Origin of the sequence: Lentzea sp. NBC_00516, from assembly GCF_036346835.1 — a bacterium.
Taxonomy (GTDB): Bacteria; Actinomycetota; Actinomycetes; order Mycobacteriales; family Pseudonocardiaceae; genus Lentzea; species Lentzea sokolovensis.
The window spans coordinates 2,755,157-2,778,648 of sequence record NZ_CP107840.1 but is presented as its reverse complement, the minus strand read 5'-3'; the positions used below and the strand labels follow the sequence as shown (position 1 = coordinate 2,778,648).

Here is a 23,492-nt window from a genome sequence, read left to right as displayed (position 1 = left end):
CGCGTGCGAGCACGTGAAACGGTGTCTTGGAATGCCCATGTGTATTCGGGCGCGGAGTGGGTATGCGTCTCGTGTGCGAAGGCGTGGTTGGGCAGTGCCGATCGGTGTGGGGACGGTACTGCTCGCCCTCGTGCTGCTGGGCGTGTGGCCGCAGAGCGCAGGCGGATATCGGTCCACTGTGGAGTCGAGCGTGCAGGACGCCGTCTCGTCCGTGGGCGTGGCGCGGATCGCTGGGCAGAACTCGTTGAAGGGAAACACGTTCTCCTCGTACGAGTCCACCGTGCTCGATGACGCTCGGACGAATGTGACGAGTGCGTTCTCGGACATCAGCGAGCTGTCCACGCCCGATTCGGACAGTCAACGCACACGGGACGAAGTGCTGCCGCTGCTGCAGGAGTGCGTTCGCCTCATCGACGACCTCGGCCTCGGACTCGGGAACGACGACCAGGCTTCCGCGACCCGGTCGGTGGACGCGCTCGGCTCGGTGGGGGAACGGCTCGCGGCGGTGCTGGAGGGGCTGCGATGAAGCGACTCCTGGCCATCACGCTCGGCATCCTCACCGCGATCGGCGGCTTCGTCGACATCGGTGACCTGGTCGCGAACTCGGAGACGGGCGCGCGGTTCGGCATGCGGCTCGCGTGGGTCGTGGTGGTCGGTGTGATCGGCATCTGCGTCTACGCCGAGATGGCCGGGCGGGTGGCCGCGGTGAGCGGGCGTCCGGTGTTCGACCTCATCAGGGAACGGCTCGGGCCTCGCGTGGCGCTGGCGAACCTGGCAGGGTCGTTCCTGGTCACGCTGCTGACGCTGAGCGCGGAGATCGGCGGTGTCGCACTCGCGATCGAGCTGGCGACCAGCGTGCACTACCTGCTGTGGGTGCCGATCACGGCTTTCGTGCTGTGGGTGGTGTTGTGGCGGGTCAAGTTCGAGCCGATGGAACGCGTCTTCGGCCTGGCAGGGCTCGCGCTGGTGGTGTTCGTGGTGGCGTTCTTCGCGCTCGACCCGCCGTGGGGACGGCTGGGAGAGCAGGTGACGAGCCTGTCCCCGCCTGCCACCGAGGACTGGGGCACGTACGGGTTCTTCGCGGTCGCGTTGTTCGCGGCGGCCATGACGCCGTACGAGGTTTTCTTCTTCTCCTCTGGAGGCGTGGAGGAACGGTGGACCCGCAAGGATCTGGCTCTCGAACGCGTGAACGTGTTCGTCGGCTTCCCGCTCGGCGGCCTGTTGTCGCTGGCGATCATGGGCTGCGCGGCGATCGTCTACGAGCCGGCCGGGATCCAGGTCGACTCGCTCGGCCAGACCGCGCTGCCGGTGGCGATGGCGCTGGGCAAGCTGGGACTGGCGGTGGTGATCCTCGGTTTCTTCGCCGCCACCTTCGGCGCGGCGTTGGAGACGGGCCTGTCGTCCGGGTACACCGTCGCGCAGTACTTCGGCTGGCAGTGGGGCAAACTCGTGCGCCCCAGGGAAGCGGCCCGGTTCCACACGGTCGTGCTCGTCAGCATCCTGCTCGGTGTCGCGATGTTGCTCACCACCGCGGATCCGATCGAGATCACCGAGTACTCGCTGGTGTTCAGCGCGATCGCGTTGCCGCTGACCTACCTGCCGATCCTGATCGTCGCCAACGACCGCGACTACCTGGGCGACCAGGTCAACGGGCGCTTCACCAACGTGCTGGGCGTGACCTACCTCGTGGTCATCCTGGTGGCCGCGGTCGCGGCCGTCCCGCTGATGATCCTGACGGGAATGGGCGGATGAACGCTGAGCTACCGGATCCGTTGCGGATCGACTTCCACCTGCTGGACCGCCAGATCGTGGACCTGGACGGCCGTCTCGTGGGCAAGGCCGACGACGTCGAGTTCGGCGTCACCGAGGACGGCCGCCCGTTCGTGGCCGCGATCCTGGTCGGCCACCACGCGCTCGGCACGCGCATCGGTGGCGCCCTCGGCCGGTGGATGGCGGCGGTGGCACGGCGTCTGCACACCACCGGGGACCCGCGGCCGCTGCGCATCCCGTTCGACCGCGTCGCCGAGGTCGGCAGCGCGATCAGGCTCGACGTCCGGCACGAGCTGCTCGACACCCCGGCGCTGGAACTGTGGTTGCGGGACAAGGTGATCGGGCGGATTCCCGGAGCGACCGATGTTGGCCAGTGACCTTCTCGGACGGACCGTGCGCGACCGCGACGGAAACGTGCTCGGCAGGGTGGCCGATCTGCTGGCCGAGACCGACGAGGCGGGCCGGCAGCGGATCGTGCGGGTGCTCGTGGCGCCACGGCGGCGCGGGCGGCTGCTCGGGTTCGAACGGCCGGGCTATCAGCCGCCCTGGGTGCTGGAGAAGCTCACCCGCGTGCTGCACCGCGGCACCCGTGAAGTGCCGTGGGAGGACGTCGACTGGTCATCCGGCACGGGCTGACAACACGTCCTCCACCCGCGCCACGAAGCCCCCGGAAGATCTTCCGGGTAGAATTCCGCCATCGGTTGAAAACGGCAGCCGAGCGGTTCTGGGTCGGCTACGAACCTGCTCGGTGTCGTCCGCCTCCCAGCTCCGCCACGACAGCGGAGGGCGTGATGGCGAGGGTGGACCTGTTCACCGGCGACGACGAGACCAGCGCGGCGCATCGTGGCCTGGACTGGGCGTCGACATCGCTGGGCCCGGTCGAGTCGTGGCCCGTGGAGCTGCGGTCCGCCGTGCGCACGGTGATGCCGTCACAGATCCCGATGCTGCTGTGGTGGGGCCCTGACCTGGTGCAGATCTTCAACCACGCCTACATGCCCGTGCTCGGGGACAAGTTCCCCGCGGCGGTGGGACAGCCCGGTTCCGAGTGCTGGGCGGAGGTGTGGGACGAGCTCGCACCGCTGGCCGACCGCGCCCTGTCCGGCCGCGCGACGTACTCGGAGAATCTGCAACTGCTCCTGCGCCGCCACGGCTACCTGGAGGAGACGTACTGGACGTTCTCCTACAGCCCGGTGCACGCGGAGGACGGCGGCGTCGTGGGCATCTTCGTGGCCACCACCGACGTCACCGCCCGAGTGCTGAGCGAACGCCGCCTCGAGTCGTTGCGCCGGCTGGGCATGGTGACGATCGCCGAGGCCGACACCCCGGCCGACGTGTGCCGCGCCGCGGTCGAGGTGCTGGCGAACAACCGCCCCGACCTGCCCGCCGTGAAGGTCTACCTGTGCGACCAGGACGGGCGAGACGAACTGGTCGCCGCGAGCGGTGAGATCGACGTACCGGACGAGATCGTGCGGCAGGCAGCCGAAACAGGCCGGAAGCACTACCTGGACCACGCCGTGGTGGCTCCGCTGCAGGACGCCTCGGCGGTGACCGGCGTGCTGGTGCTCGGCCTGAGCCCGCTGAGAGCGTTCGACGACCTGTACGCGGGCTATGTCGACCTCGTCGCGGCCAAGGTCGCCGCCCTCGTGGGCGACGCGCACGCGTACGCCGCCGAACGTGCCCGAGCCGAGGCCCTCACGGAGCTGGACGCGGCCAAGAACCGCTTCTTCCAGAACATCAGCCACGAGTTCCGCACGCCCCTGACCCTGTTGCTCGCACCGCTCGGCACGCTCATCGAGGACGAGACGGGGGAGCGGCGCGAGACGCTGGCCGCGGCTCACCGGGCGGCGGTGCGCCTCAAACGACTGGTGGACGACCTGCTCGACGTGGCCAGGGCGGAGTCCGACCGGTTGCACGCCCGGCCCGAACCCACCGACCTGGCGGAGCTGACCGAAGCGTGCGTCAGCATGTGCCGGGCCACCGCGGACGCCGCCGGCCTGGCGCTGACGGTGTCCGCCGAGCCCGTCACGGCGGCCATCGACCAGGAGATGTGGGCGCGGATCGTCCTCAACCTCGTCTCCAACGCGATCAAGTTCACCGACCACGGCACCGTCACGGTCACCCTCCGCCGGACCGGCGGGCAGGTGGTGCTGGCCGTCGCGGACACCGGCGCCGGTATCCCGCCCGGCGAGCAGGACCGCGTCTTCGACCGATTTCACCAGGTAGAAGGCCCTGCGGGTCGCAGTCGTGGAGGCACCGGGATCGGCCTGGCCCTGGTCGCCGACTTGTCCACGGCGTTGGGCGGCCACGTCGAGCTGCACAGCCGCACCGGCGAGGGCAGCACCTTCACCGTCACCATCCCGTACGTGCCTGCGGACATCCCCGTGCCAGGGGGTGAGCGGATCGCGGACCTGGGCGCGGCGTTCGCCGATGAGGCGCGGCAACAGGAGCCGGTCGCACGCGGCCGGTCGCGCACCGAGGACGAACGGCGGATCCTTCTGGTGGAGGACAACGCCGACCTGCGGGCCTACCTGGTGCGCCTGCTCACCGGCCAGGGCTGGACGGTGGACGCGACCGCGGACGCCGAGACCGCGTTGGACCGCGTCTACACCGCCCGCCCGGACCTGGTGCTCACCGACGTGATGCTGCCCGGCCGTGATGGCCTTGCCCTGCTGGGAGATCTGCGCGGCGACCAGGAACTGGCGCGCCTGCCGGTGATCCTGCTGACCGCCCGTGCGGGTGCTGAGTCCACTGTGGACGGACTGCGGCTCGGTGCGGACGACTACGTCGTCAAACCCTTCGACCCGGCCGAGCTCGTCGCACGCGTCCGCGTCCATCTCGAGCTGTCCCGGTTCCGGGAGACGCTCATCGTCAGGGGCGAACGCCAGACGGAGACGTTGCGCACCGCCGTGACCACCCGCGGCGAGATCGGCAAGGCCATGGGCATCCTGATGGTGACCCGGCGCTGGGACGGCGACACCGCCTTCCAGCACCTGGTGAGCCTCTCCCAGCGCAGCAACACCAAGCTGAATCGTGTCGCCGAGGATGTGCTCGCGGACTTCGCCCGCAGTCTGGAGAAGACCGCTCCCGGGGCTCTCTGAACGTTCCAGCCCAGCGCTGTCCTGTGTGGACTCCTGTGCCAGTCCTCCGCGTCACAGCGCTGGGCTCGCGTCGACCCCGCCTCCTCGCCCGATGCCGTGCACGATCTCCCGCAGCGCTTCCTCCGCGCCGACCAGGGGTTTCCAGCCCAGCTCCTCGTGTGCCCGCGACGCGTCCAGCAGGGGAGACCTCAGTGCGAGGTCGACCCATCCGGACGGGGTGGGCTGCAACCGCAGGTGCCACGTGACGTTCGCCAGTTGCCGCAGGACACCCGGCGCGATGGGCACGTGCCGGGCGCCCAGCACCTCAGCGAACGCCCGTGGCGTGATGACGGGCTCGGACACGAGGTTCACCGCACCGGGCAACCGCTTCTCGAGGATCAGCGCCAGCGCGTCGGCGACGTCGTCGGCGTGCACGAACTGCAACACCATGTCCCGTGGCAACGGCAGTACCGGAATCCGGTGGCGGAACAGGCTTCGCGGCACCAGCCGGCCCAGGAAGTAGTCGCGGATCTCCGCTCCGGCGTCGGACTGCAGGATCAGCCCCGGCCGCGGCCGGCTGATGACGAACCGGCCCTCGAAGGTGTCCAGCATGTGCTCCACCGCGGCTTTGTGCCTGCTGTAGAACGAGCTGGACACCCCGTCGACCGGCCAGGTCTCGTCCACCCGGCGGTCCTTGCTGCCCGGCGAGTACGCGCCGACGGACGACATGTGCACCAGATGCGGCGCACCCGCTGCCACCGCCGCGTCGAACACGCGCGCGGATCCCGCCACGTTCGTCGCGTACGTCAGGCGTTCGTCGCGGGCGGGCTGGATGAGCCAGGCGAGATGCACGACCGCGTCCGCGCCCTCGAACGCCACGCGGAGGAGTTCCTCCGCTCCTGACCTGCTGATGTCGATCGGGGTCCACTTGACGTCGTAGGGAGGTGCGGACGCTGGTGGTCTGCGGGAGATGCCGTGCACCTCGATGCCGGGTTCCTCGGCCAGCCGCCGGAGAAGGGCAGTGCCCACGTTGCCGGTCGCGCCGGTGATGACGACCTTCACGGGCGGCTCACGTTCAGCACCGTCTTCAGCCAGCCGTCTTCTCGCAGGTCGAAGGTCTGGTACGCCTCGATCGCGTTCGAGGGCTCCTCGTGCTGCGTGATGAACGCGGTCGGGTCGACCACACCGGTCAGCACCAGGTCGAGCAGCCTCGGGAGGTACCGGCGGTGGTTGCAGTTGCCCATCCGCAGCGTGAGGTTCTTGTTCATCGCGGCACCGATCGGGAACTGCTCGAACCCCGGCGGGTACACGCCGATGATCCCGATCGAGCCGGCCTTGGCCACCATCTCGACGGCCCAGTCGAGCGCGAGCCCGGGCGCGTCACCGGGCTTCCACTGCTCACCTTCCGGCTTGCCGGGACTCTCCGCGTCGACACCGACCGCCTCGATCACCCGGTCAGGTCCGATGCCGCCGGTCAGGTCCTTCACGACCTCGACGGGGTCCTCGGAGTTGAAGTCGACGGTCTCGGCGTTCTGCTCACGCGCCTTGTCCAGCCTCGACCTGATGCCGTCGACGACGATGACGCGGCCTGCGCCCTGCCGCTTCGCCGAGGCGATCGCGAACTGGCCGACCACACCCGCGCCCAGCACCAGCACGGTGTCACCGGAGCCGACCTCGGCCAGCCGGGAGCCGAACCACGCGGTCGGGAAGATGTCGGAGAGCAGGATCGCCTGGTCGTCGCTCACCGCGTCCGGCACGCGCACCATCGTGGTCGCGGCGTACGGGATCCGGGCGTACTCGGCCTGCAACCCGTTGATCGGGCCGGTCGCCTTGGGGCCTCCGAAGAAGCACGTGCCCGCCGCCGGACCGTTCGGGTTCGCCGTGTCGCACTGCGCGTAGTACCCGGCGCGGCAGTAGGAACACGTGCCGCACCCGATCGTGGACGGGATCACCACGCGGTCGCCAGGAGAGAAGCCGCGCACCGCGTCGCCCACCTCCTCGACGACACCGACGGCCTCGTGCCCGAGCACGGTGCCCTCCACCATGTCCGGCATGGTGCCCCGCACCATGTGCAGGTCCGTGCCGCAGATCGCGCTGCGGGTGATCCTGATGATCGCGTCCGTCGGTTCGAGGACCTTCGGGTCCTCCACGTCGTCGAGCCTGATGTCACCCTTGCCGTGCCACACGACTGCTTTCATGTCCGCCTCCCGAAAGTTCCCTTGCGGTCTTCCCCCGATTCGGCGGAGCGAACCCCGGGTAGTCAGGAACGGTGACCAGACAGAACCCGCGCCGCGTGACGATGGTGCCGAACGGCCCGATGCTCGTTGAAGGACCGGTCGAACTGGTCACCGACGACGGAGTGACGCACACCAGCGACCGGTTCGTGGTCGCGGTGTGCGCGTGCCGTCGCAGCAAGCGCTACCCGTTCTGCGACACCAGCCACCGCAAGCGGGTCCGCAGCGACGACTCGCCCGCCTCCCAGGAGGACAACAGGTGATCGGCGAGGCGTGACTCCAGCAGTTCCGTCGCCTGGATGCCGAACACCACGTCCGTTGTGAGCAAAGGTTCCTGCTCCAGCAGAGAGCCGATCACGTCGTTGCGCATGATCTGCTCGTGCACGGCGTCGGCTTCGATGTGCTCGGTGAAGAACTCGACGCACCGCGGGTCGGCGCCGAGACGCGTCAACGCCTGCACCATGCGGTGCGCGCTCGGTCCCGTGGTGATCTCGGCGGCGGCGAAGTGGCCGACCAGCGCGCCGCGCAACGACCGGTGCAGGCCGAACATCGACATCATGTTGACGATCGCGATGGCCGGCGCCGGCACGTCGTCGAAGTAGTGCAGGTACTCCGCCGACATTCCCGCGCCCTCGAGAAGATCGGCGTACAGGCGGGAGTGCATCCGGTCGGCCCGGCCGGCGCCGTACTCGTCGAACTCCACGGCGACCAGGGCGGCCTTCGCCTTGCCCCGCAGACGCGGAATAACCCAGGCGTGCGGGTCTGCTTCCTTGTGGTGGTAAACGGAACGATGCGCGAAGTACTCGCACATCTGCTCCCACGTTCCGCCGTCACGCATGTGGTGGGAGACGCCGCTGCCGGGGACGTGCTCGACCAGCATCGCGCCGAGAGTCCCTTCGAGATCGTCTCCGCCGTCCACATCGGATCTGAGCCGGTCGAGGAAGACGCGTTCGACCTGTGCGCGCAGCCGCAGCAGCTCGGGATCCCATTCCCAGGCCGGGTGCACGCCGTCGAAACCGCCGTAATGCAGTTCGTACAGCGTGTGCAGGGCGACGGCGAGGTCCTCGCCGTACGGATCGGCGGCCACGAACGCGATCTCGCGTCCGTCCGGTTCACCGTTCAGTGCGGCGACGACACGCTCGGACAGAGGGCCGCGAGGCGAAGGAAGTTGCACCCACAGGTCATACCCGCGCGGCGACGAGCCCATGCACGAGAGCGAGTTCGTCACGTTCGTCCAAAGCGGACGTCACGTGTTTGAGCAGGTCGTCGAGCAAGGCCGTCGCGGGCACCCGGCACTCGCGCCACGGGTCGATCCCGGCGCCGTCGATGCCGTACCGGGACGCCGTCCACACCGCGGCGGCGAGCACGTCGTCCCGCACCGCGGAAGGCTCCTTGCCCGCGAGGACGTCTTCGTGGGCGGTGTGCACGAGTGCGCGGGACAGCGCCGCCTGCAGCACCGCGTCGTCCACCTCGGCGGCCGCGTCGGCCACGCGGAACTCGACGGTCGGCAGCGTCGTGGCCAGGCGCACCAGCCAGAACGACTGCGCGCGGTCCACGAGCGTCCCGCAGGCCACCATCCGGCCGACGTGGGCGTCGTAGTGCTCCGCGTCGACGAACAGCGGAGGCACGCCGGCGCCGGGGAACCTCGACTGCAGCACCGTCCGCCAGCTCGCGTAGCCGCGGTCGGGGGAGTTGGCGGACAGGGCGAGCAATGTGGGCAGCCACGGCCGCACGTGGTTCAGCACGGCCACGGCGGTCTCGCGGTCGGGCACGCCGACGTGAACGTGGCACCCGCACGCCTCGTAGTCGTCGACGACGCCCGCGTAGGTGTCGAGTATGCGGTGATACCGCGCACCGTCCGTGACCACCGAGTGCGTCGAGTTCTTGACCGGCGTGCCACGGGAGATCAGCTCCAGGCCCTCTGCCCGTGCGGCGTCCGCGACCATCGAACGGGCGTGCGCGAGCGCCTCACCCAGCGCGGCAACGCTGGTGCACGGCCCGGTCGCGGCCTCCACCTGCGTTCCGGCCAGTTCCGCGTGGAACTTGGTCAGTTCCGTGTCGCGCAATCGGGCGAGCACGGCGTCCGCTCGCATCACCGTGCGCCGGGAAAACGGATCGACGAGCAGGAACTCTTCTTCCACACCCACGGTGTCGGCGCACATGTCCGGCAAGTGACCGTCTCCGCTCTTCCTGGAACGTTGTGAACTGGGGTTACCCGTACGGGGTAGGCGCGAACCGCCACGGGGTATTCGGATCGGCATGGACGACAAGACGATCGAGGCGCTCGGCAAGCTGCGCAAGGCGCTGGAGACCACCGAACGCGCCCGCGGGCACCTGTACTCGTTCCACCAGCTCACCGGCACCGCCGACTTCGAGCTCGACGACGCGATCGCGGCACTGCGCGAGGCGGGCCACCCCGAACACGCCAAGCGCGTGCAGCGGGACCTGATGGGTCGCAACGTGCTGCCCGGCCGGTGGACGTTCCAGATCGTCGAGGAGTACGACGACATGTACTACGACGTGTTCCGCGACGTCGAGCGCGCCGCCCGCGACGACCTGGCCGGCGGACAGAGACACGGCCTGGAGAAGGAGCTCAAGCGCGACCGCCAGCGCCGCAGCTCCGCCGCGTACGCCGAGAACGACTGATCGCTCCCGCACCGGGTACCCGGACCCGTACCCGGCGAAAGGATCTGTTCATGACCACCGTGTCCCGCACGTTCACCGTCGACGTTCCACCCGGGACGGTCGTGCCGTACCTGGCCGACTTCGGCAACGCCGAGCAGTGGGACCCCGGTACCGAGAGCTGCACCCGCAACGACAGCGGGCCGGTCGCGGTCGGGGCGAACTGGCACAACACGTCGAAGATCGCGGGCATCACCACCGAACTCACCTACACGCTCGAACAACTCGCTCAGGACCGCATCGTGCTGGTGGGCCGCAACGACACCGCCACCTCCACCGAGACCATCGAGATCGCGCCTCACGGCACGGGCTCGGCCATCACCTACACCAACGACCTGGAGTTCAAGGGCGCGGCCAAACTCGCGGCCCCGCTGGGCAAGGTCGTCTTCGAGAAGCTCGGCAACGACACCGAGAAGCAGATGACCGAGGTGCTCAACGGACTGGCGCGCTAGCGCCTCGCGAGGTGGACCTCGCCAACCTGCGACGGGTGGCGGCCTGTCCGCTGCCGTCGTGGGGACGATCCAGGCGACCACGGCGGTGGTCGCCCTGCGCACAGGGCGACCCGACTACGCCGATGTCGCCTGGGGCCCAGGCCTGGCAGCCGTGGCGGTCACGGGCGCCCTCGCCGGCAGCGGCGACACCCGCAGGCGGGTGGCTCGCTCCCGCCGGACTCGCCGTCACGGCCGCGGTGATCGAGGCGCTGGCCGACCGGCAGAAGACCGAGTACTCGAAGCGGGACAGGAGCGAACGCCCCTGACGTGCTCGACACCGGCCTGCGGGGGCTGGTCGCGCCATCCCGACCACCTCGGCGACTCGCTCGTCTGGGACGGCGCCTGGCTCGCGGCGGCCGCGTCGTCCCTGGCCGGCTGGACGCTGCCCGCACCGGCGTTGACGAGCTATCTTTCCCCGGCCTTCGAAGCGGGTGGGTGTGACGCACCCTGCCTGAAATCCTGGCGCGGTCCTAACTTCGAGATCATGAACGACGAACAGTTGGTCGCGGAACTGCACGGCAGGTGGGTGTTCGGCTGGGACCGTCGCGAAGGAGACGCGCCCTTCGACTTCGGGCGCGTCTTCGGCGGGTTCTACGACTTCACCTCACCGGACGTCCGCCTCTACGACGACTTCGACCCCGAACACCGCGTGGCGACGACCGCCGCCGGCTACGGCGCGATCTGGGAACCCGCCTTCCGCGAGATGGTGTCCGCGCACCACGCGATCGACGACGGACCGCACGTCGTCGCCAGTGGCGACCTGGCCGCGTCCACGCTGAGGTTCGTGGCCCGGATCGTCACACCCGGCGGCGTCACGGACATCCGCACCACGACCTCGCTGGTCTGGCGGCGGACGCCGGACGGGTGGCGGATCGTCCGTGAGCACAACTCCACCGAGGTCCTGCCGCAGGGGAGACTCGACGGCCGCTTGGACGATGCCCGGGGTTCGTGAGACTCGGGCGCAGGTCAGGGAAGAACGCGGTGGGCCGCGGTCCTGCTCCACTCGAGCAGCAGCAGGGTGGCGTCGTCCTGCAACTGCCCGCGCTGGTGGTCGAGCACCGCGCGGGACACGCGGCGCAGGGTCTCGGGTGCGGGCAGACCGGCCGTTTCGTGACGTTCGGTGAGATCGACCAGGCGCTCCACGCCGAACTGCTCGCCCTGCGGGTCGCGCGCCTCGGTGACGCCATCGCTGTGCAGCAGGATCCGGTCGCCTGCCTGGAGTTGTTCCCGCCCGAGCCGCCGTGGCGCCTTGGTGAGGTGGCCGAGCCCGAGCGGCAGGGAGACCGGGTTCTTCAGCGCCTTGACCATCCTGCCGCCGCGCACCAGCAGGGCCGGCGGGTGTCCCGCGACCAGGTGGTGCAGCACGCCGGTCGCGAGATCGAGTTCGGCGAGCACCGCCGTCGCGAACGGGGCCCTGAGTCCCTCGGTCGCCTGCTGCTGCACGGCCTCGTCGGCCAGTTCGGCCGCTTCGACGAGGCCGAGGCCGTTGCGGCGCGCGTTGCGGGTGGCCGCCAGCGCCACCGCCGTGGTGAGGCCCGCGCGCATGTCGTGCCCCGTCGCGTCGAAGATCGAGACGTGTGCGCGGCCGTTGTCGACGGAGTAGTCGTAGGCGTCGCCGCCTACAGAGTGATAGGGCTCCATCACCGCCGTCACCGTCAACTGGTCACAGGCGAAGGTCTGGGGCGGCAGCAGCTGCCACAGCAGTTCGGATGCCACGGAGAACGGTGTGGTGCGGCGCAGGACGTGCAGGAAGTCGCTGTAGTGGAGCTTGCTCATGACGAGATGCCCGACCAGTCCCGCGAGCTCCCAGCAGTACTCGCGGGACTGGTCGTCGTTGTCCTCGTGCAGCGTGGCCTGGAGCACGCCGAGCCGCTCGGTGCCGTTCAGCACCGGCAGCCACAGGTGTGGCGCCGAATCGCGCACCGCGATGATGTCGGTCCGCTGGAACGCGCGCCCGGCCACGGTGGAGTCCACTCGCAACGGTGGCAACGGTTCGGGACGGGCCGAGCGCAGCCACTGCTGTCCCATGTCGACGACGTAGAGCTGCACGGTGACACCGACCTGGGCGGTGGCCTCGTCCAGCAGTGCCGCCAGACCGTCGGCCGTGGACAGGTGCGCGCCGTTGATGATCTGGCGGAACACCGAGTTCCAGGCCTCGGCCCGTCCGGTCACGCGAACTCACCGGACCGGCTCCGCACCGCGAGGACGTCGTGCAGGCCCGACAACATGAGGATGCGGTCCGGAGCGCTGCCGCACAGGCAGGTCACGCTGATCGTCCGCCCGGCTCGCCGTGCGCCGGCCGCGGCCTCGAGGAGCAGCGCGACACCGGAGCTGCTCAGGTAGCCGAGGCCGGTGAGGTCGATCTCGACCGGGCCGTGGGGCCGGGAGCCGATGTGGGCCAGCAGTGGTTCGCGCAGGCCGCCGGAGGTGTGCGCGTCGAGGTCGCCGGTGAGGCGGAGCACCTGCGTGCCGTCGGGAGCCTCCTGCGCGGCGAGCCCGATCACGTCGGACGGCTTGGCGGGAGGCGGCGATGCCGGCGTGGCGCCGGTCGGTGCGGTGGAGAACTGGAAGCTGACCGTCGTGCCCGTGGTGTCCGAGTCGAGCTCGACGTCCTCTGCCAGTGCGCGGATCATCTGCAGCCCGCGGCCGCGGTGACCGGGATCCTCCGGTGCCGGACGCCACCTGCCGTGATCCCGGACGGTGACGTGCACCGCGCCGTTCCTGTGCGCGATCTCGGTGTCGAAAGTGCCGGTGGTGTCGGGGTAAGCGTGATCCACGACGTTGGCGGCGGCTTCTCCGTAACCCAGGACGAGGTCGTACGCGAGGTCGTCGGAGAGCCCCGCGGCGGCAGCCCACTCGGACACGGCCCCGCGCAGTTCGGACAGCCGTCGTGACTCGGCGGGGGAGGACACGTGCAGTGGTGCGGGCAGGTGGCGGGCGACGACGAGCGCGACGTCGTCGCTGCGGCCGTCGGCGAGCAGCGCGCCGACGATCGTGTCGGTCAGTTCGGCGGGTGCCCGGTGGTGTGCGTCCGCCACGACGGTGCGCAGCAGGTCGAGACCGTCGTCGACGACGACACCCCTGCGTTCGACCAGGCCGTCGGTGTAGAGCACGATCGATCCACCGGGGGCGAGCGTCGTGCTGTGCTCCTCGTACGGTCCTCGTCCCGGAGTGCCCAGCACCGCGCCGGTGTGGTTCGTCAGCAACCGGGCTCCCCGCTGATCGGCCACCAGCGGCGGTAGATGACCCGCGCTGGACCAGCACAGTCGTCCGGTCGCCCAGTCGAAGGTGATGCACGCGCAGGTGCTGCCGGTGGCGCCGTTCACCCTGGACGCGAAGGCGTCGAGCCGTTCCAGCGCGGCGGCGGGGGAGTGCCCGTCGACCAGAAAACCGGCCAGGGCACTGCGGAGCTGTCCCATCACGGCCGCCGCCGTCGGGCCCGAGCCGACGACGTCGCCGACCGACATCCCGACCACCGTGTCGCTGACCGGGAGCACCTCGTACCAGTCGCCGCCGATCTGCGCGTGACTCGACGCCGGCAGATAACGGGCGGAGATGGCGAGGCGCTCCAGCACCGGGAGCTCGCGGGGCAACAGGCTGCGCTGCAACGCGGTGGCGATCTCGTGTTCGCGCTGGAGCAGCAGTTCGCGCTCGGCCTCGGTGCGCTGCCGTTCGGTCACGTCCCGCCCGATGGCCTGCAGCCCGCCCGGCGTGACCTGGACGCTGAGCTCCAGTGCGACGACGGACCCGTTGGCGCAGCGCAGGTTCCAGACTCCGGTCTCCTGGGCCTGCGGCAGTTCCTGGCCGTCGTCGCCGAGCACGAACAGTTCCTCGGCGCGGCGGCCGATCAGCTCCTCGCGCCGGTAGCCCAGCAACGCGCACGCCGCCGGGTTGATCTCGACGAACCGCCGTTCCCCGTCGAGGACCCAGATGCAGTCGACCGCCCGATCGATCAGCAGACGCAGGCGCCGCTCGTTGTCGCGCAACGCACGGTCGGAGTGCGCGCGCTGCATCGATTCCCAGCAGCGGTTGACCACGACGGACACGAGGTCGATCTCGTCCTGGGTCCACTGCCGCGGTTGCGCCTGGTGCACTGCCATGGCCGCGACGAACCGCCCGCCCCGCAACAGCGGCAGGCAGATCACCGCGCGGATGCCCGTGACCGCGTAGGCGGCCAGGTCGTCCTCGTCGAGTCGTGGGTCGGTGCCGCAGTCCGCGACCACCCACGGCTCTCCCGCCCGCATGGCGCGCAGCGCTCCCGCGCCGAACTCGCGCATGGCGAACCGCCCCGGCAACGGAGGCAGGCCGGTGGCGTGGTCGCCGCTCATGACGAAGTGGTTCTCGTCCTCCTCCGTCCTCGCGTAGGCGCACCGGTCGACGGCGAGGTGCTCGCCGAGCAGCCGGGTCGCGAGCGCCATGAGGTCGTCGGCGTCGTCGAGCTTCTGCGACTCCCGGTCGAGCACGGTGAGGAACCGCTCGCGCTCGGCGGCGGCGCGCTGGCCGGTGACGTCGATGAGCACGCCCTGGAGAACTCGCGGGGCGCCCGTCTCATCGCGCTCCACGTGGACCTTCTCGTGCAACCACACGACTTCACCCCCCGCGGTCAGCGCGCGGTAGCTCAGGTCGTAGTCGTCGTGGTCCCCGGCGCGGTGCCACCGTTCCCGCCGGGTCCTGTCGCGATCGTCGGGGTGCACGACCGAGTCCCAGAACTCCGGCTCCTCCCGCCAGCGCCGCACGGGATGGCCGAGCAGTTGTTCGACGTAACTGGACACGAAGGTCAACTCGCGGGTCCGTGCGTCGGCCGCCCAGAACACGACGCCGAGGTTGCGCACGAGCCCGCGCAGTCGGTCGGGGTCGATCTCATGTCCGGCGGTGCCCATTCCCGCAGCCTGTCACGCCGGTGACGGTGCGGCGAACCGCCCACGTCCGAGGTTCGTCACGGCCAGGAAGTGCGTATGGGCCACCGGCCACGACGAACTCATGTGCGGGCCCCTTCATCTCGAACAGCTGTGGCGGGGTTGCCACTGAGAAGCGCCCGGCAAACGTGTCCCGTGCGACTGCCATGACCCGTTCGAGGGACGTGCGTCGTGCTCAGCGCGAGGCGACGCCGTCGAGCAGGTCCTGCGCGACATCACGCAGCTTCAGGTTCTTGTTCTGGGACTGCTGCACGAGCATCGCGAAGGCCTCGTCCGCGGTGCACGAGTGCACCGCGATGAGCACGCCCTTGGCCTGGTCGATGACCGCACGTGAGACGAGCGCGGTCTCGAGCTGCGTGATCTTCTCGCGGGAGCGTTGCCAGAGGTGGGCGTTGGCGATCGCGGCGCTGGCGGCGGTGGTGAACAGCCGCATCACGCCTTCGTCGAACGGGTCGAAGGCCGTGCCGGTGTAGCTGTAGATGTTGAGCGACCCCACGTGTCCGGCGTCGCTGCGGTCCGCGTCCGGCAGCAGGATCGGCACGGAGAGGTAGGCGCGCACGCCGTGCCGGCCGGCGGCCGCGTCGAACTCGGGCCAGTCGGTCCTGTCGTCCCCGACCACGGCGCGCACGGCCTGGAGCGTGCGCGCGGCCTCCAGACACGGACCGCGGTTGGCGCGGTACTGCTCCTCGTCGATCTCGACGAGCGTGGCGTCGCTCGCGGCCGCGGTTCTCGGCTGCTCGGGGTTCACGGTGACGGTGACCGCGTCGGCGTCCTGGATCGCTCTCGTGGCGGTCTCGGAGAGGCGTTGAAGCACCTCGTCGAGGGGCTCTTCACCGGAGAAACCGTCCCGCAGCATCATCAGCGCGGAGGTGGCCTCGTCGAGTCGCTCCACCGGATCCTGCCGCTCGGCTCCGGCGGTGTGCCCGCTGTCCTGACCCGGTGGGACCGTGAAGTCGTTCATACCGCCGGGCCTCTCGCCAGGATGGAGTTGGCGGCGCTGGTCGCCCAACGCTCTCACAGGGAATCCTAGAGGCTGCGAGAGCCGGCGTGTACGCCCGCGCGAGACCGCGCTCACCGCCGCCGCGACTTTCTGGATCGGCTGTCCGGTACGGCGCGAGTGAATACCCGCGCCGTACCGGAACAACCGTTGAGAAGCCGGATCCGTTGGGCCCCTTGGGCGGGGCTACCGGTCGTCCCTGGAAGTGAGCAGGGTGAGCATTTCCGGCAGGTCGAAGAACCGGGCCACGTCCAGAGCGGATCGGGGCCCGAGGGCGGGATCGGCTCCCGCGTCCAGCAGGAGTTCGACCGTGCGCCCGGAGCGGCGGAAGACCGCCGCCCCGAGCGCTGTCTGTCCCCGGTCGTTGACGCGCCCGGCGTCGGCGCCTCGCTCCAGCAACGCCTCGACGGTGCCGGGATGGTCGTGATACGCGGCCAGAACGAGCAGGGAGTCTCCCGCGCCGTTGGTGAGGTTCACCGGGATGCCCGCGTCGATCGCCTCGGCCAGCCGGTCCGTGTCGCCGGTGCGGGCCAGGTCGAACATCGACCGCAGGACAGCGAGCTCCTGCTCGGTGAGCGCGTTGGTCACGGCCGTACTCCTCAGGCGATCGTCGCGGGGAAGCGTTCCCACACGCGGTGGGATTCGAGGAGGATCGTCAGCGCCTTGAGGACGTCCGACGGGTCGTCGCCGATCACGATTCCCGGCTCGGTGGAGTACCCGGCCGCCTCGACGGCAGCACGCCCGGCGCCCCACGCGCCGACAGCCTTCGCGTGGCGGAAGCACTCCTGGATCATGAGGACGACGCGGGGATCGAGGGCGGCGCCCGGTGCGCCGGCTTTCGCGTCCCTGGCCGGTGCGGCGTCCGGTCCGGGCGGTGGGCTGCCCGCGAGCAGCAGGGCGTCGAACTCGACGGATCGAGCGGTGAGGAACGTCCGCTGGGCGACGAGGCCGCTGTCACCGAGCGGCCCGCCCGTGGGGGCGATCAGCAACGGGACCATGCCCCCGGCCAGGACGGTCTCGCGGACCGTCCGCACGCCGTCGAGATCGGCCGGATCGACGACGATTCCGATGATGCGCCCGTCGGTGGGCCATGTCTTCCCGAGCTGCGAGAGAGCCGGGCTCGGCGTGACCTTCCTGGGCCGCACGGTGGCGCTGGGGGCGGGCAGTCCGAGTCCCGTGGCCACCTCCTTGCACAGCAACGGATCGACGTTGGCCAGCACCTGCAGCTGGCGTTCCTTGACGGCCTGCTCGTAGCACTTGCCGAGCTCGAAGGTGAACGCGCGCACGACGTGTTCCTTCTCGACCGGCGAGAGGCTCCGCCAGAACAGCCTCGGCTGCGTGTAGTGGTCCGCGAACGACGTCGGGGACTGCCGGATCTTCGTCGCCTTGGGCAACGGTTGCGCCACCTCGACGAACGGCCGGTCCTCGGCTCCTGCCTCGAACGGGTTGCCGCCGTCGAGGGAATTGGGCCGGTAGGGAGCGACACCGGCGTGCACGGCGTGCTGGTGGAACCCGTCGCGGAGCATGTCGTTGACCGGCACGTGCGGGCGGTTGATGGGGATCTGGTTGAAGTTCGGCCCGGCCAGCCTGGACAGCTGGGTGTCCAGGTAGGAGAACAGCCGTGACTGCAGCAGTGGGTCGTCGGTGACGTCGATGCCCGGCACGAGGTTCCCGAGGTGGAACGCGACCTGCTCGGTCTCCGCGAAGTAGTTCGTGGTGTTGCGGTTGAGGGTCAGGATGCCCACCGGCTGCACCGGGGCGAGCTCCTCCGGGACGATCTTCGTCGGGTCGAGCAGGTCGATGCCCTCGAACGTCTGCCGAGGCGTGTCGGGCATGATCTGCAGGCCGAGCTCCCACTGCGGGTACGCGCCGGACTCGATGGCGTCGGCCAGGTCGCGGCGGTGGAAGTCGGGGTCGATGCCGTTGATCATCTGCGCCTCCTCCCAGACCAGGGAGTGCACGCCGAGTTTCGGCTTCCAGTGGAATTTCGCGAGCGCGGTCTCGCCGTCGGCGTTGACGAGGCGGAACGTGTGGACGCCGAAGCCCTCCATCGTCCGATAGGACCGGGGGATGCCGCGGTCCGACATGTTCCACATGACGTGGTGAGTGGCTTCGGTGTGGGTCGACACGAAGTCCCAGAACGTGTCGTGCGCGCTCTGCGCCTGGGGGATCTCGCGGTCCGGGTGCGGCTTGCCGGCGTGGATGACGTCCGGGAACTTGATGCCGTCCTGGATGAAGAAGACCGGGATGTTGTTGCCCACCAGGTCGAAATTGCCTTCCTGGGTGTAGAACTTCGTCGCGAACCCGCGGGTGTCGCGAACGGTGTCAGCCGAACCTCGTGAGCCCAGCACGGTGGAGAACCGCACGAACACCGGCGTCTCGACGCCTTCGCCGAGGAATCCGGCCATGCAGACGTTCGCGGCCGTGCCGTAACCCACGAAAACACCGTGCGCGCCGTACCCCCGCGCGTGCACGACCCGCTCCGGAATGCGCTCGTGGTCGAAGTGCATGACCTTCTCGCGCAGGTGGTGGTCCTGCAGCAGCGTCGGCCCGCGCTCTCCGGCCTTCAGCGAGTGGTCGGTGTCGTACAGCCGCGCGCCGGCCGACGTGGTGAGGAAGTCGCCCTGCTGTGCGTTGGCCGACTGCGGCGCGCCGGTGGGAACCCCTGTCGGGGACACCGTCTCCGGCCCGGTCTGGTCTGGCTTGGGCGGCAACGGCCCGCGCGGCTCGGTCGGCTCTTCGAGTGACGGCGGCTCGCTGCCGGGGGCGCCGGGGATCGGTGGGTTCACCAGCTCGGTGACCTTGTCGACCGCCTTCTCGAGCGCCGCCTTCACGAGCTTGCCCGGCTTGTGGGTGGCCACTGCTTCCTCCTCAGGGCAGGGAACGTACGCATGGCAATACCCGCGCTCCGGCCGGATATGCGCCGCGGACCGTTCTGCGACACATCCGTGTGGCCGGGACAGGTTTCCGTTGTGACGTCAGGGCTCGCGCCGGCCGCCGTCACGACGGCGACGTGCTCGGTGGCCAGCGTCCGTGAAGTCCTTCTTGCGCGGGCATCGGCTGGTGCACGTTGCCTGTCGTCGGGGGAACCGTTGTCCTCGTCAGCGCGGCGAGCCGGAACAGGGGACCCACGAGCCGGTCGAAAAGGCGCGGCAGGAGCCGGAACGCGGTCGTGATGAACGGGTTGGTGATGCCGACCGGGATCGAGACGTGCCGCCGTGGCCGGTCGGCCAGGCGGGTGATCGCGGTGGCGACCCGTTCGGGACTCACGACCGGAAACGGCGGCCTGGTGGCGCGTCCGGTGTAGTTGGCGGCCTGGTAGTAGATCGGCGTGTTGACGCTGCCAGGGCTCACGATGCACACGTGCACCCCGGGCTCGTCCCGCGTTTCCTGTCGCAGGGTGCGCAGGACAGCGCGCTGCCCCCACTTCGCCGCCGCGTAGGCGCCCATCTGGGGAACGGTGACCGAGCCGAGCAGTGAGTTGACTCCGATCAGCACACCGGAGTGCTGGCGGCGCAGCACCGGCAGGACCGCCCGCGCCAGGTGGACCGTGCCGTGGATCGAGGTGTCGACGACGGAGGTGAACACGTCCGCTGGCATCGCCTCGACGCTGCCGTAGCCCATGACGGTGGCGCTGTGCACGACCACGTCGATCCGACCGTGCCGCTCCAGGGTCCTCGTGACGATCCTCCCGGCGCCGCCGGGATCACCGATGTCGTCGACGATGACGTCGACCACCGCGGCCCCCGCCGAGCGGCAGGCCTTCTCCGCCGCGTCGAGCGCGCGGCCGCTGCGCGAGACCAGCACCAGGTCGTCCGCACCGCGGGCGAAGGCGACAGCGGCGGCCAGGCCGATGCCGCTGCTGGCACCCACCACGATCACCACACGACCGGTCACGGCGTGAGGACGACCTTGACGCAGCCGTCGCTCTTGGCGCGGAACATCTCGTACCCCTGCGCGGCATCGGCGAGCGGAAGGCGGTGCGTGGTGAGATCCAGGGCGCCCAGCGGATCGGCCGGGTCGAGCAGCAGTGGCAGGATCTCGCCGGTCCACCGGCGCACGTGCGCCTGGCCCATCCTCAGCTGGATGCCGCGGTCGAACATCTCCATCATCGGCATCGCGTCCTGCTCGCCCCCGTACACACCGGACACCGACACCGTGCCGCCACGGCGCACTCCCTTCAGCGCCGCGTGCAGGGCGTCGAGCCGGTCGACGGCCAGCTTGTCGGTCACCTTCTGGGCGAGCGCGTCGGGGAGCAGGCCGGTGGCCTTCTGCGCGGCGGCGACGAACCGCCCGCCGTGGGCCTCCATGCCCACGGCGTCGATCGTGGCGTCCGGCCCGCGGCCGTCCACCATGTCGATCAACGCGGCCGCCACGCCCTCGGCACCGTCGAACTCGTCGAGGTTCACCGGTTCGGCGCCGTATCGCTCGGCCAGTGCGAGCCGTTCGGGCACCCGGTCCACGCCGATGACCCGGCCGGCGCCGAGCCGCCTGGCGATCCGGACGGCGAACTGCCCGACGGGGCCGAGACCGAGCACGGCGACGGTGCCGCCGGGGGGCACGTCGGCGTAGCGGACGGCCTGCCACGCGGTGGGCAGGATGTCGGACAGGAACAGGAACTGGTCGTCCGGAGTGCCGTCCGGGACGACGACAGGTCCGAACTGGGCCTGCGGAACGCGGAGGTACTCGGCCTGACCGCCGGGTACGGAACCGTAGAGCGAGGTGTACCCGAACAGGCTCGCGCCCTTGCCTTCGCCGCGGACCTGCGTCGTCTCGCACTGCGCGAACAGGTCGCGCTCGCACATCCAGCAGTGACCGCAGGAGATGTTGAACGGCACGACGACCCGGTCGCCGACCTTCAGGTGACCGCTCGCCTCGGCACCGACCTCCTCGACGACGCCCATCGCCTCGTGGCCGAGCACGTCGCCCGGTTTCAGATAGGGGCCGAGCACCCCGTACAGGTGAAGGTCGGAACCGCAGATGGCGGTCGAGGTGACCCTGATGATCGCGTCGGTGGGCGTCTCGATGCGCGGGTCGGGCACGTCGATCACTTGAACCTTCTCGTTGCCTTGCCAGGTCAGAGCTTTGATGACGCCTCCTCGGCAGCCGTGGGGGTTCTTCGAGGCGAGTAGCCCGAACGAGGCACCTCAAACGCATGACCTGGCACCCGTGCCGCATGAACACGCCGGATTCAGGGAAGAAAGAGTGCGGGACTCGCTACACGGATCACGGGAGAAAGTCATGATGAAGACAGTTCACGTCGTGGGCACGAGCCCGGACAACGTCTTCGCCGTACTGGCCGACGGCTGGTCCTACGCCGGTTGGGTGGTCGGCAACTCCCACATCCGGGACGTGGACGAGGGGTGGCCGTCCGTCGGGACCCGCATCCACCACAGCGCGGGAGCGTGGCCCACCCAGATCGAGGACACCACCACGGTTCTCGCCGTCGAACCAGGACGGCTGCTCGAACTGGAAGCGCACCTGTGGGTGCTGGGCACCGCCAAGGTGCGCCTCACCCTGTCGCCGCTGCACAACGGCACCGGAACCCAGGTGACCATGGAGGAGGAGGTCGTGGGAGGGCCCGCCCGGCTGGTTCCCGCCGTCGTCCAAGGAGTGTTGTTCGGGCCACGCAACAAGGAATCCCTCGCCCGCCTCGGCGATCTCGCCGTCGGCCGCGACGCACCGTCGCCCGGCACCGGCGAGAACGAGCCCCGGTGACCGTGCCCGCGACCACCGTGGACGCCGTGGTGATCGGCGCCGGGCCCAACGGCCTGGTGGCGGCGAACCTGCTGGCCGACGCGGGATGGGACGTCCTCGTGCTGGAGGCCGCCGCCGAGCCAGGAGGAGCCGTCCGCACGGCCGAACTGATCGAGCCGGGCTTCCACAGCGACCTGTTCAGCTCGTTCTACCCGCTGGGCGCGTCGTCCCCGATCCTGCGGGAGCTGCAATTGGAACGCCACGGGTTGCGGTGGACGCACGCGCCCGCCGTCGTCGCACACGTGCTGCCCGACGACCGGTGTGCTGTCCTGTCGCGGGACATCGATGAGACCGTCGCCTCGCTGGCGGCGTTCTCGGCGGCGGACGGAGACGCCTGGCGCACCGAGTTCGAGACGTGGCAACGCATCCGCGACCACCTCCTCGACTCGTTGTTCACGCCGTTCCCGCCGATGCGGCCGGCGTCCCGGCTGGCGCGCACGCTCGGCGTCGCCGAGTCCCTGCGGATGGCTCGGATGCTGACCATGCCGGCGAGGACCCTCGGTGAGGAACGCTTCAGCGGCGACGGCGCCCGGATCCTGCTCTCCGGCAACGCCCTGCACTCCGACCTCGGACCCGGCCAGTCCGGCAGCGCCATCTTCGGCTGGCTGCTCTGCATGCTCGCCCAGGACGTCGGCTTTCCGGTGCCCGAGGGCGGAGCGGGCGAGCTGACCGCGGCGCTGGTGCGCAGGCTGACCGAGCGCGGCGGCAGGATCGAGTGCGGACGTGAGGTCACGAAGGTGCTCGTCGCCCGCGGCCAGGCCGTCGGAGTCGCCGACAGCGGCGGTGAGCGGATTCGCGCGCGGCGCGCGGTGCTGGCGACCGTGCCCGCCCCCACCCTCTACGGGCGAATGGTGGACGCCGGGCACCTACCGGCGCGTCTCCTCGACGACCTGCGGAACTTCCGCTGGGACGACGGCACCGTCAAGGTCGACTGGACGCTGTCGAAGCCGATTCCGTGGACCAACCCGGCGGCCGGCTCGGCAGGCACGGTGCACCTGGACTCCGACGTCGACGGCCTCACCGACTTCGGCACGGCACTGGCCGCCGGCCGCCTGCCGGACGACCCTTTCCTCCTGCTGGGCCAGATGACCACGACCGATCCGTCCCGCTCACCCCAGGGCACGGAGGCCGCCTGGGCCTACACCCACGTGCCACGTGGCGTGCGCTGGGACCGTGACGCCGTCCGCCGTCATGCGGACCGCGTCGAACAGGTCGTGGAGCGGCACGCACCCGGTTTCACCGCCACGATCCGCGGCCGTCACGTGTCCGGCCCGCACGACCTGGAGGAGCGGGACGCCAACCTGGTCGGCGGCGCGATCAACGCCGGCACCTCCGCGATCCACCAGCAACTGGTGTTCCGCCCGCTGCCAGGTGCCGGGCGCGCGGACACCCCGATCGACCGGCTCTACCTCGCCGGCGCCTCGGCGCATCCCGGTGGCGCGGTGCACGGGGGACCCGGAGCGAACGCCGCTCGTGCCGCTCTGGCCAGGGCCGGCGTCGGCGGTGCCCTGTACGGCCGGTCGATGCGGTTCGTGCAGGACCTGATCTACACCTGAGACCCGCACCGC

23 protein-coding genes and 1 pseudogene are annotated in these 23,492 nt (G+C 70.2%); 13 read left to right on the top strand and 11 right to left on the bottom strand.

Annotated elements, in window-relative coordinates; translation table 11 throughout:
• Window positions 1-94: 94 nt before the first annotated feature.
• From OG205_RS12460 to OG205_RS12440, 5 genes are all read left to right on the top strand, one after another.
• Window positions 95-526: a hypothetical protein gene (locus tag OG205_RS12460; RefSeq protein WP_330276374.1), complete on the top strand. Its 432-nt coding sequence runs from the start codon at window positions 95-97 to the stop codon at window positions 524-526.
• Complete coding sequence (locus tag OG205_RS12455; RefSeq protein WP_330276373.1) at window positions 523-1,752, top strand: NRAMP family divalent metal transporter; 1,230 nt, start codon at window positions 523-525, stop codon at window positions 1,750-1,752. Before OG205_RS12460 ends, OG205_RS12455 begins: the two co-directional genes overlap by 4 nt.
• Window positions 1,749-2,147, top strand: a complete 399-nt coding sequence (locus tag OG205_RS12450; RefSeq protein ID WP_330276372.1) for a hypothetical protein — start codon at window positions 1,749-1,751, stop codon at window positions 2,145-2,147. Before OG205_RS12455 ends, OG205_RS12450 begins: the two co-directional genes overlap by 4 nt.
• Window positions 2,134-2,406 carry a PRC-barrel domain-containing protein gene (locus OG205_RS12445; RefSeq protein WP_330276371.1) on the top strand — a complete coding sequence of 91 codons (273 nt, stop codon included), beginning with the start codon at window positions 2,134-2,136 and terminating at the stop codon, window positions 2,404-2,406. Before OG205_RS12450 ends, OG205_RS12445 begins: the two co-directional genes overlap by 14 nt.
• Before the next feature lie 155 nt (window positions 2,407-2,561).
• Window positions 2,562-4,868, top strand: coding sequence for an ATP-binding protein (locus OG205_RS12440; protein ID WP_330276370.1), 2,307 nt, complete (start codon window positions 2,562-2,564; stop codon window positions 4,866-4,868).
• A gap of 51 nt (window positions 4,869-4,919) precedes the next feature.
• On the opposite strand, the gene OG205_RS12435 is transcribed toward OG205_RS12440, so the two are convergent.
• Complete coding sequence (locus OG205_RS12435; RefSeq protein WP_330276369.1) at window positions 4,920-5,909, bottom strand: NAD-dependent epimerase/dehydratase family protein; 990 nt, start codon at window positions 5,907-5,909, stop codon at window positions 4,920-4,922.
• On the bottom strand, window positions 5,906-7,045 hold the full coding sequence (locus tag OG205_RS12430; protein WP_330276368.1) for a zinc-dependent alcohol dehydrogenase: 1,140 nt from the start codon (window positions 7,043-7,045) through the stop codon (window positions 5,906-5,908). The genes OG205_RS12435 and OG205_RS12430 overlap by 4 nt, the downstream gene beginning before the upstream one ends.
• Before the next feature lie 101 nt (window positions 7,046-7,146).
• Here OG205_RS12430 and OG205_RS12425 point away from each other — a divergent pair, with 101 nt between their 5' ends.
• Window positions 7,147-7,344, top strand: coding sequence for a CDGSH iron-sulfur domain-containing protein (locus OG205_RS12425; RefSeq protein ID WP_330278153.1), 198 nt, complete (start codon window positions 7,147-7,149; stop codon window positions 7,342-7,344).
• Here the strand turns inward: OG205_RS12425 and OG205_RS12420 are convergent.
• Window positions 7,266-8,288: an iron-containing redox enzyme family protein gene (locus OG205_RS12420; RefSeq protein WP_330278152.1), complete on the bottom strand. Its 1,023-nt coding sequence runs from the start codon at window positions 8,286-8,288 to the stop codon at window positions 7,266-7,268. The two genes, OG205_RS12425 and OG205_RS12420, sit on opposite strands and share 79 nt — an antisense overlap.
• Window positions 8,263-9,243 (bottom strand): carboxylate-amine ligase, encoded by a 981-nt coding sequence (locus OG205_RS12415; protein ID WP_330276367.1) that lies wholly within the window; start codon window positions 9,241-9,243, stop codon window positions 8,263-8,265. Before OG205_RS12415 ends, OG205_RS12420 begins: the two co-directional genes overlap by 26 nt.
• A gap of 97 nt (window positions 9,244-9,340) precedes the next feature.
• Here OG205_RS12415 and OG205_RS12410 point away from each other — a divergent pair, with 97 nt between their 5' ends.
• From OG205_RS12410 to OG205_RS12395, 5 genes and pseudogenes are all read left to right on the top strand, one after another.
• Window positions 9,341-9,727 (top strand): hypothetical protein, encoded by a 387-nt coding sequence (locus tag OG205_RS12410; protein WP_330276366.1) that lies wholly within the window; start codon window positions 9,341-9,343, stop codon window positions 9,725-9,727.
• 50 nt (window positions 9,728-9,777) lie between these two features.
• Window positions 9,778-10,215 carry an SRPBCC family protein gene (locus OG205_RS12405; RefSeq protein WP_330276365.1) on the top strand — a complete coding sequence of 146 codons (438 nt, stop codon included), beginning with the start codon at window positions 9,778-9,780 and terminating at the stop codon, window positions 10,213-10,215.
• A 122-nt stretch (window positions 10,216-10,337) separates the two neighbouring features.
• Window positions 10,338-10,520, top strand: coding sequence for a hypothetical protein (locus OG205_RS12400; RefSeq protein WP_330276364.1), 183 nt, complete (start codon window positions 10,338-10,340; stop codon window positions 10,518-10,520).
• Window positions 10,517-10,654: pseudogene (locus OG205_RS46770) on the top strand (DUF1295 domain-containing protein); the annotation flags it as partial. The gene OG205_RS12400 and the pseudogene OG205_RS46770, both read left to right, overlap by 4 nt.
• Before the next feature lie 84 nt (window positions 10,655-10,738).
• On the top strand, window positions 10,739-11,206 hold the full coding sequence (locus tag OG205_RS12395) for a YybH family protein (RefSeq protein ID WP_330276363.1): 468 nt from the start codon (window positions 10,739-10,741) through the stop codon (window positions 11,204-11,206).
• Between the two features lie 14 nt (window positions 11,207-11,220).
• Here the strand turns inward: OG205_RS12395 and OG205_RS12390 are convergent, their stop codons facing one another.
• The 7 genes from OG205_RS12390 to OG205_RS12360 all read right to left on the bottom strand — a co-directional run bounded on the left by OG205_RS12390 (window position 11,221) and on the right by OG205_RS12360 (window position 21,257).
• Window positions 11,221-12,426: a PP2C family protein-serine/threonine phosphatase gene (locus tag OG205_RS12390; RefSeq protein WP_330276362.1), complete on the bottom strand. Its 1,206-nt coding sequence runs from the start codon at window positions 12,424-12,426 to the stop codon at window positions 11,221-11,223.
• The gene (locus tag OG205_RS12385) at window positions 12,423-15,134 is read right to left on the bottom strand and encodes a SpoIIE family protein phosphatase (RefSeq protein WP_330276361.1); all 2,712 of its coding nucleotides are present in this window, start codon (window positions 15,132-15,134) and stop codon (window positions 12,423-12,425) included. The genes OG205_RS12390 and OG205_RS12385 overlap by 4 nt, the downstream gene beginning before the upstream one ends.
• 211 nt (window positions 15,135-15,345) lie before the next feature.
• Window positions 15,346-16,188, bottom strand: coding sequence for an ANTAR domain-containing response regulator (locus tag OG205_RS12380; RefSeq protein ID WP_330276360.1), 843 nt, complete (start codon window positions 16,186-16,188; stop codon window positions 15,346-15,348).
• A 165-nt stretch (window positions 16,189-16,353) separates the two neighbouring features.
• On the bottom strand, window positions 16,354-16,755 hold the full coding sequence (locus OG205_RS12375; RefSeq protein WP_330276359.1) for an ankyrin repeat domain-containing protein: 402 nt from the start codon (window positions 16,753-16,755) through the stop codon (window positions 16,354-16,356).
• A gap of 11 nt (window positions 16,756-16,766) precedes the next feature.
• Complete coding sequence (locus OG205_RS12370; protein WP_330276358.1) at window positions 16,767-19,028, bottom strand: catalase; 2,262 nt, start codon at window positions 19,026-19,028, stop codon at window positions 16,767-16,769.
• Window positions 19,029-19,167: 139 nt separating this feature from the next.
• Window positions 19,168-20,064 carry an SDR family NAD(P)-dependent oxidoreductase gene (locus OG205_RS12365; protein ID WP_330276357.1) on the bottom strand — a complete coding sequence of 299 codons (897 nt, stop codon included), beginning with the start codon at window positions 20,062-20,064 and terminating at the stop codon, window positions 19,168-19,170.
• A complete protein-coding gene (locus tag OG205_RS12360; RefSeq protein WP_330278151.1) occupies window positions 20,061-21,257 on the bottom strand; it encodes a zinc-dependent alcohol dehydrogenase in 1,197 nt (398 codons plus the stop codon). Before OG205_RS12360 ends, OG205_RS12365 begins: the two co-directional genes overlap by 4 nt.
• 151 nt (window positions 21,258-21,408) lie before the next feature.
• Between OG205_RS12360 and OG205_RS12355 the strand changes: the two genes are divergently transcribed.
• Together OG205_RS12355 and OG205_RS12350 are read left to right on the top strand one after the other, a co-directional pair.
• Complete coding sequence (locus tag OG205_RS12355) at window positions 21,409-21,885, top strand: SRPBCC family protein (RefSeq protein WP_330276356.1); 477 nt, start codon at window positions 21,409-21,411, stop codon at window positions 21,883-21,885.
• On the top strand, window positions 21,882-23,480 hold the full coding sequence (locus tag OG205_RS12350; RefSeq protein ID WP_330276355.1) for a phytoene desaturase family protein: 1,599 nt from the start codon (window positions 21,882-21,884) through the stop codon (window positions 23,478-23,480). The genes OG205_RS12355 and OG205_RS12350 overlap by 4 nt, the downstream gene beginning before the upstream one ends.
• Window positions 23,481-23,492 lie beyond the last annotated feature (12 nt).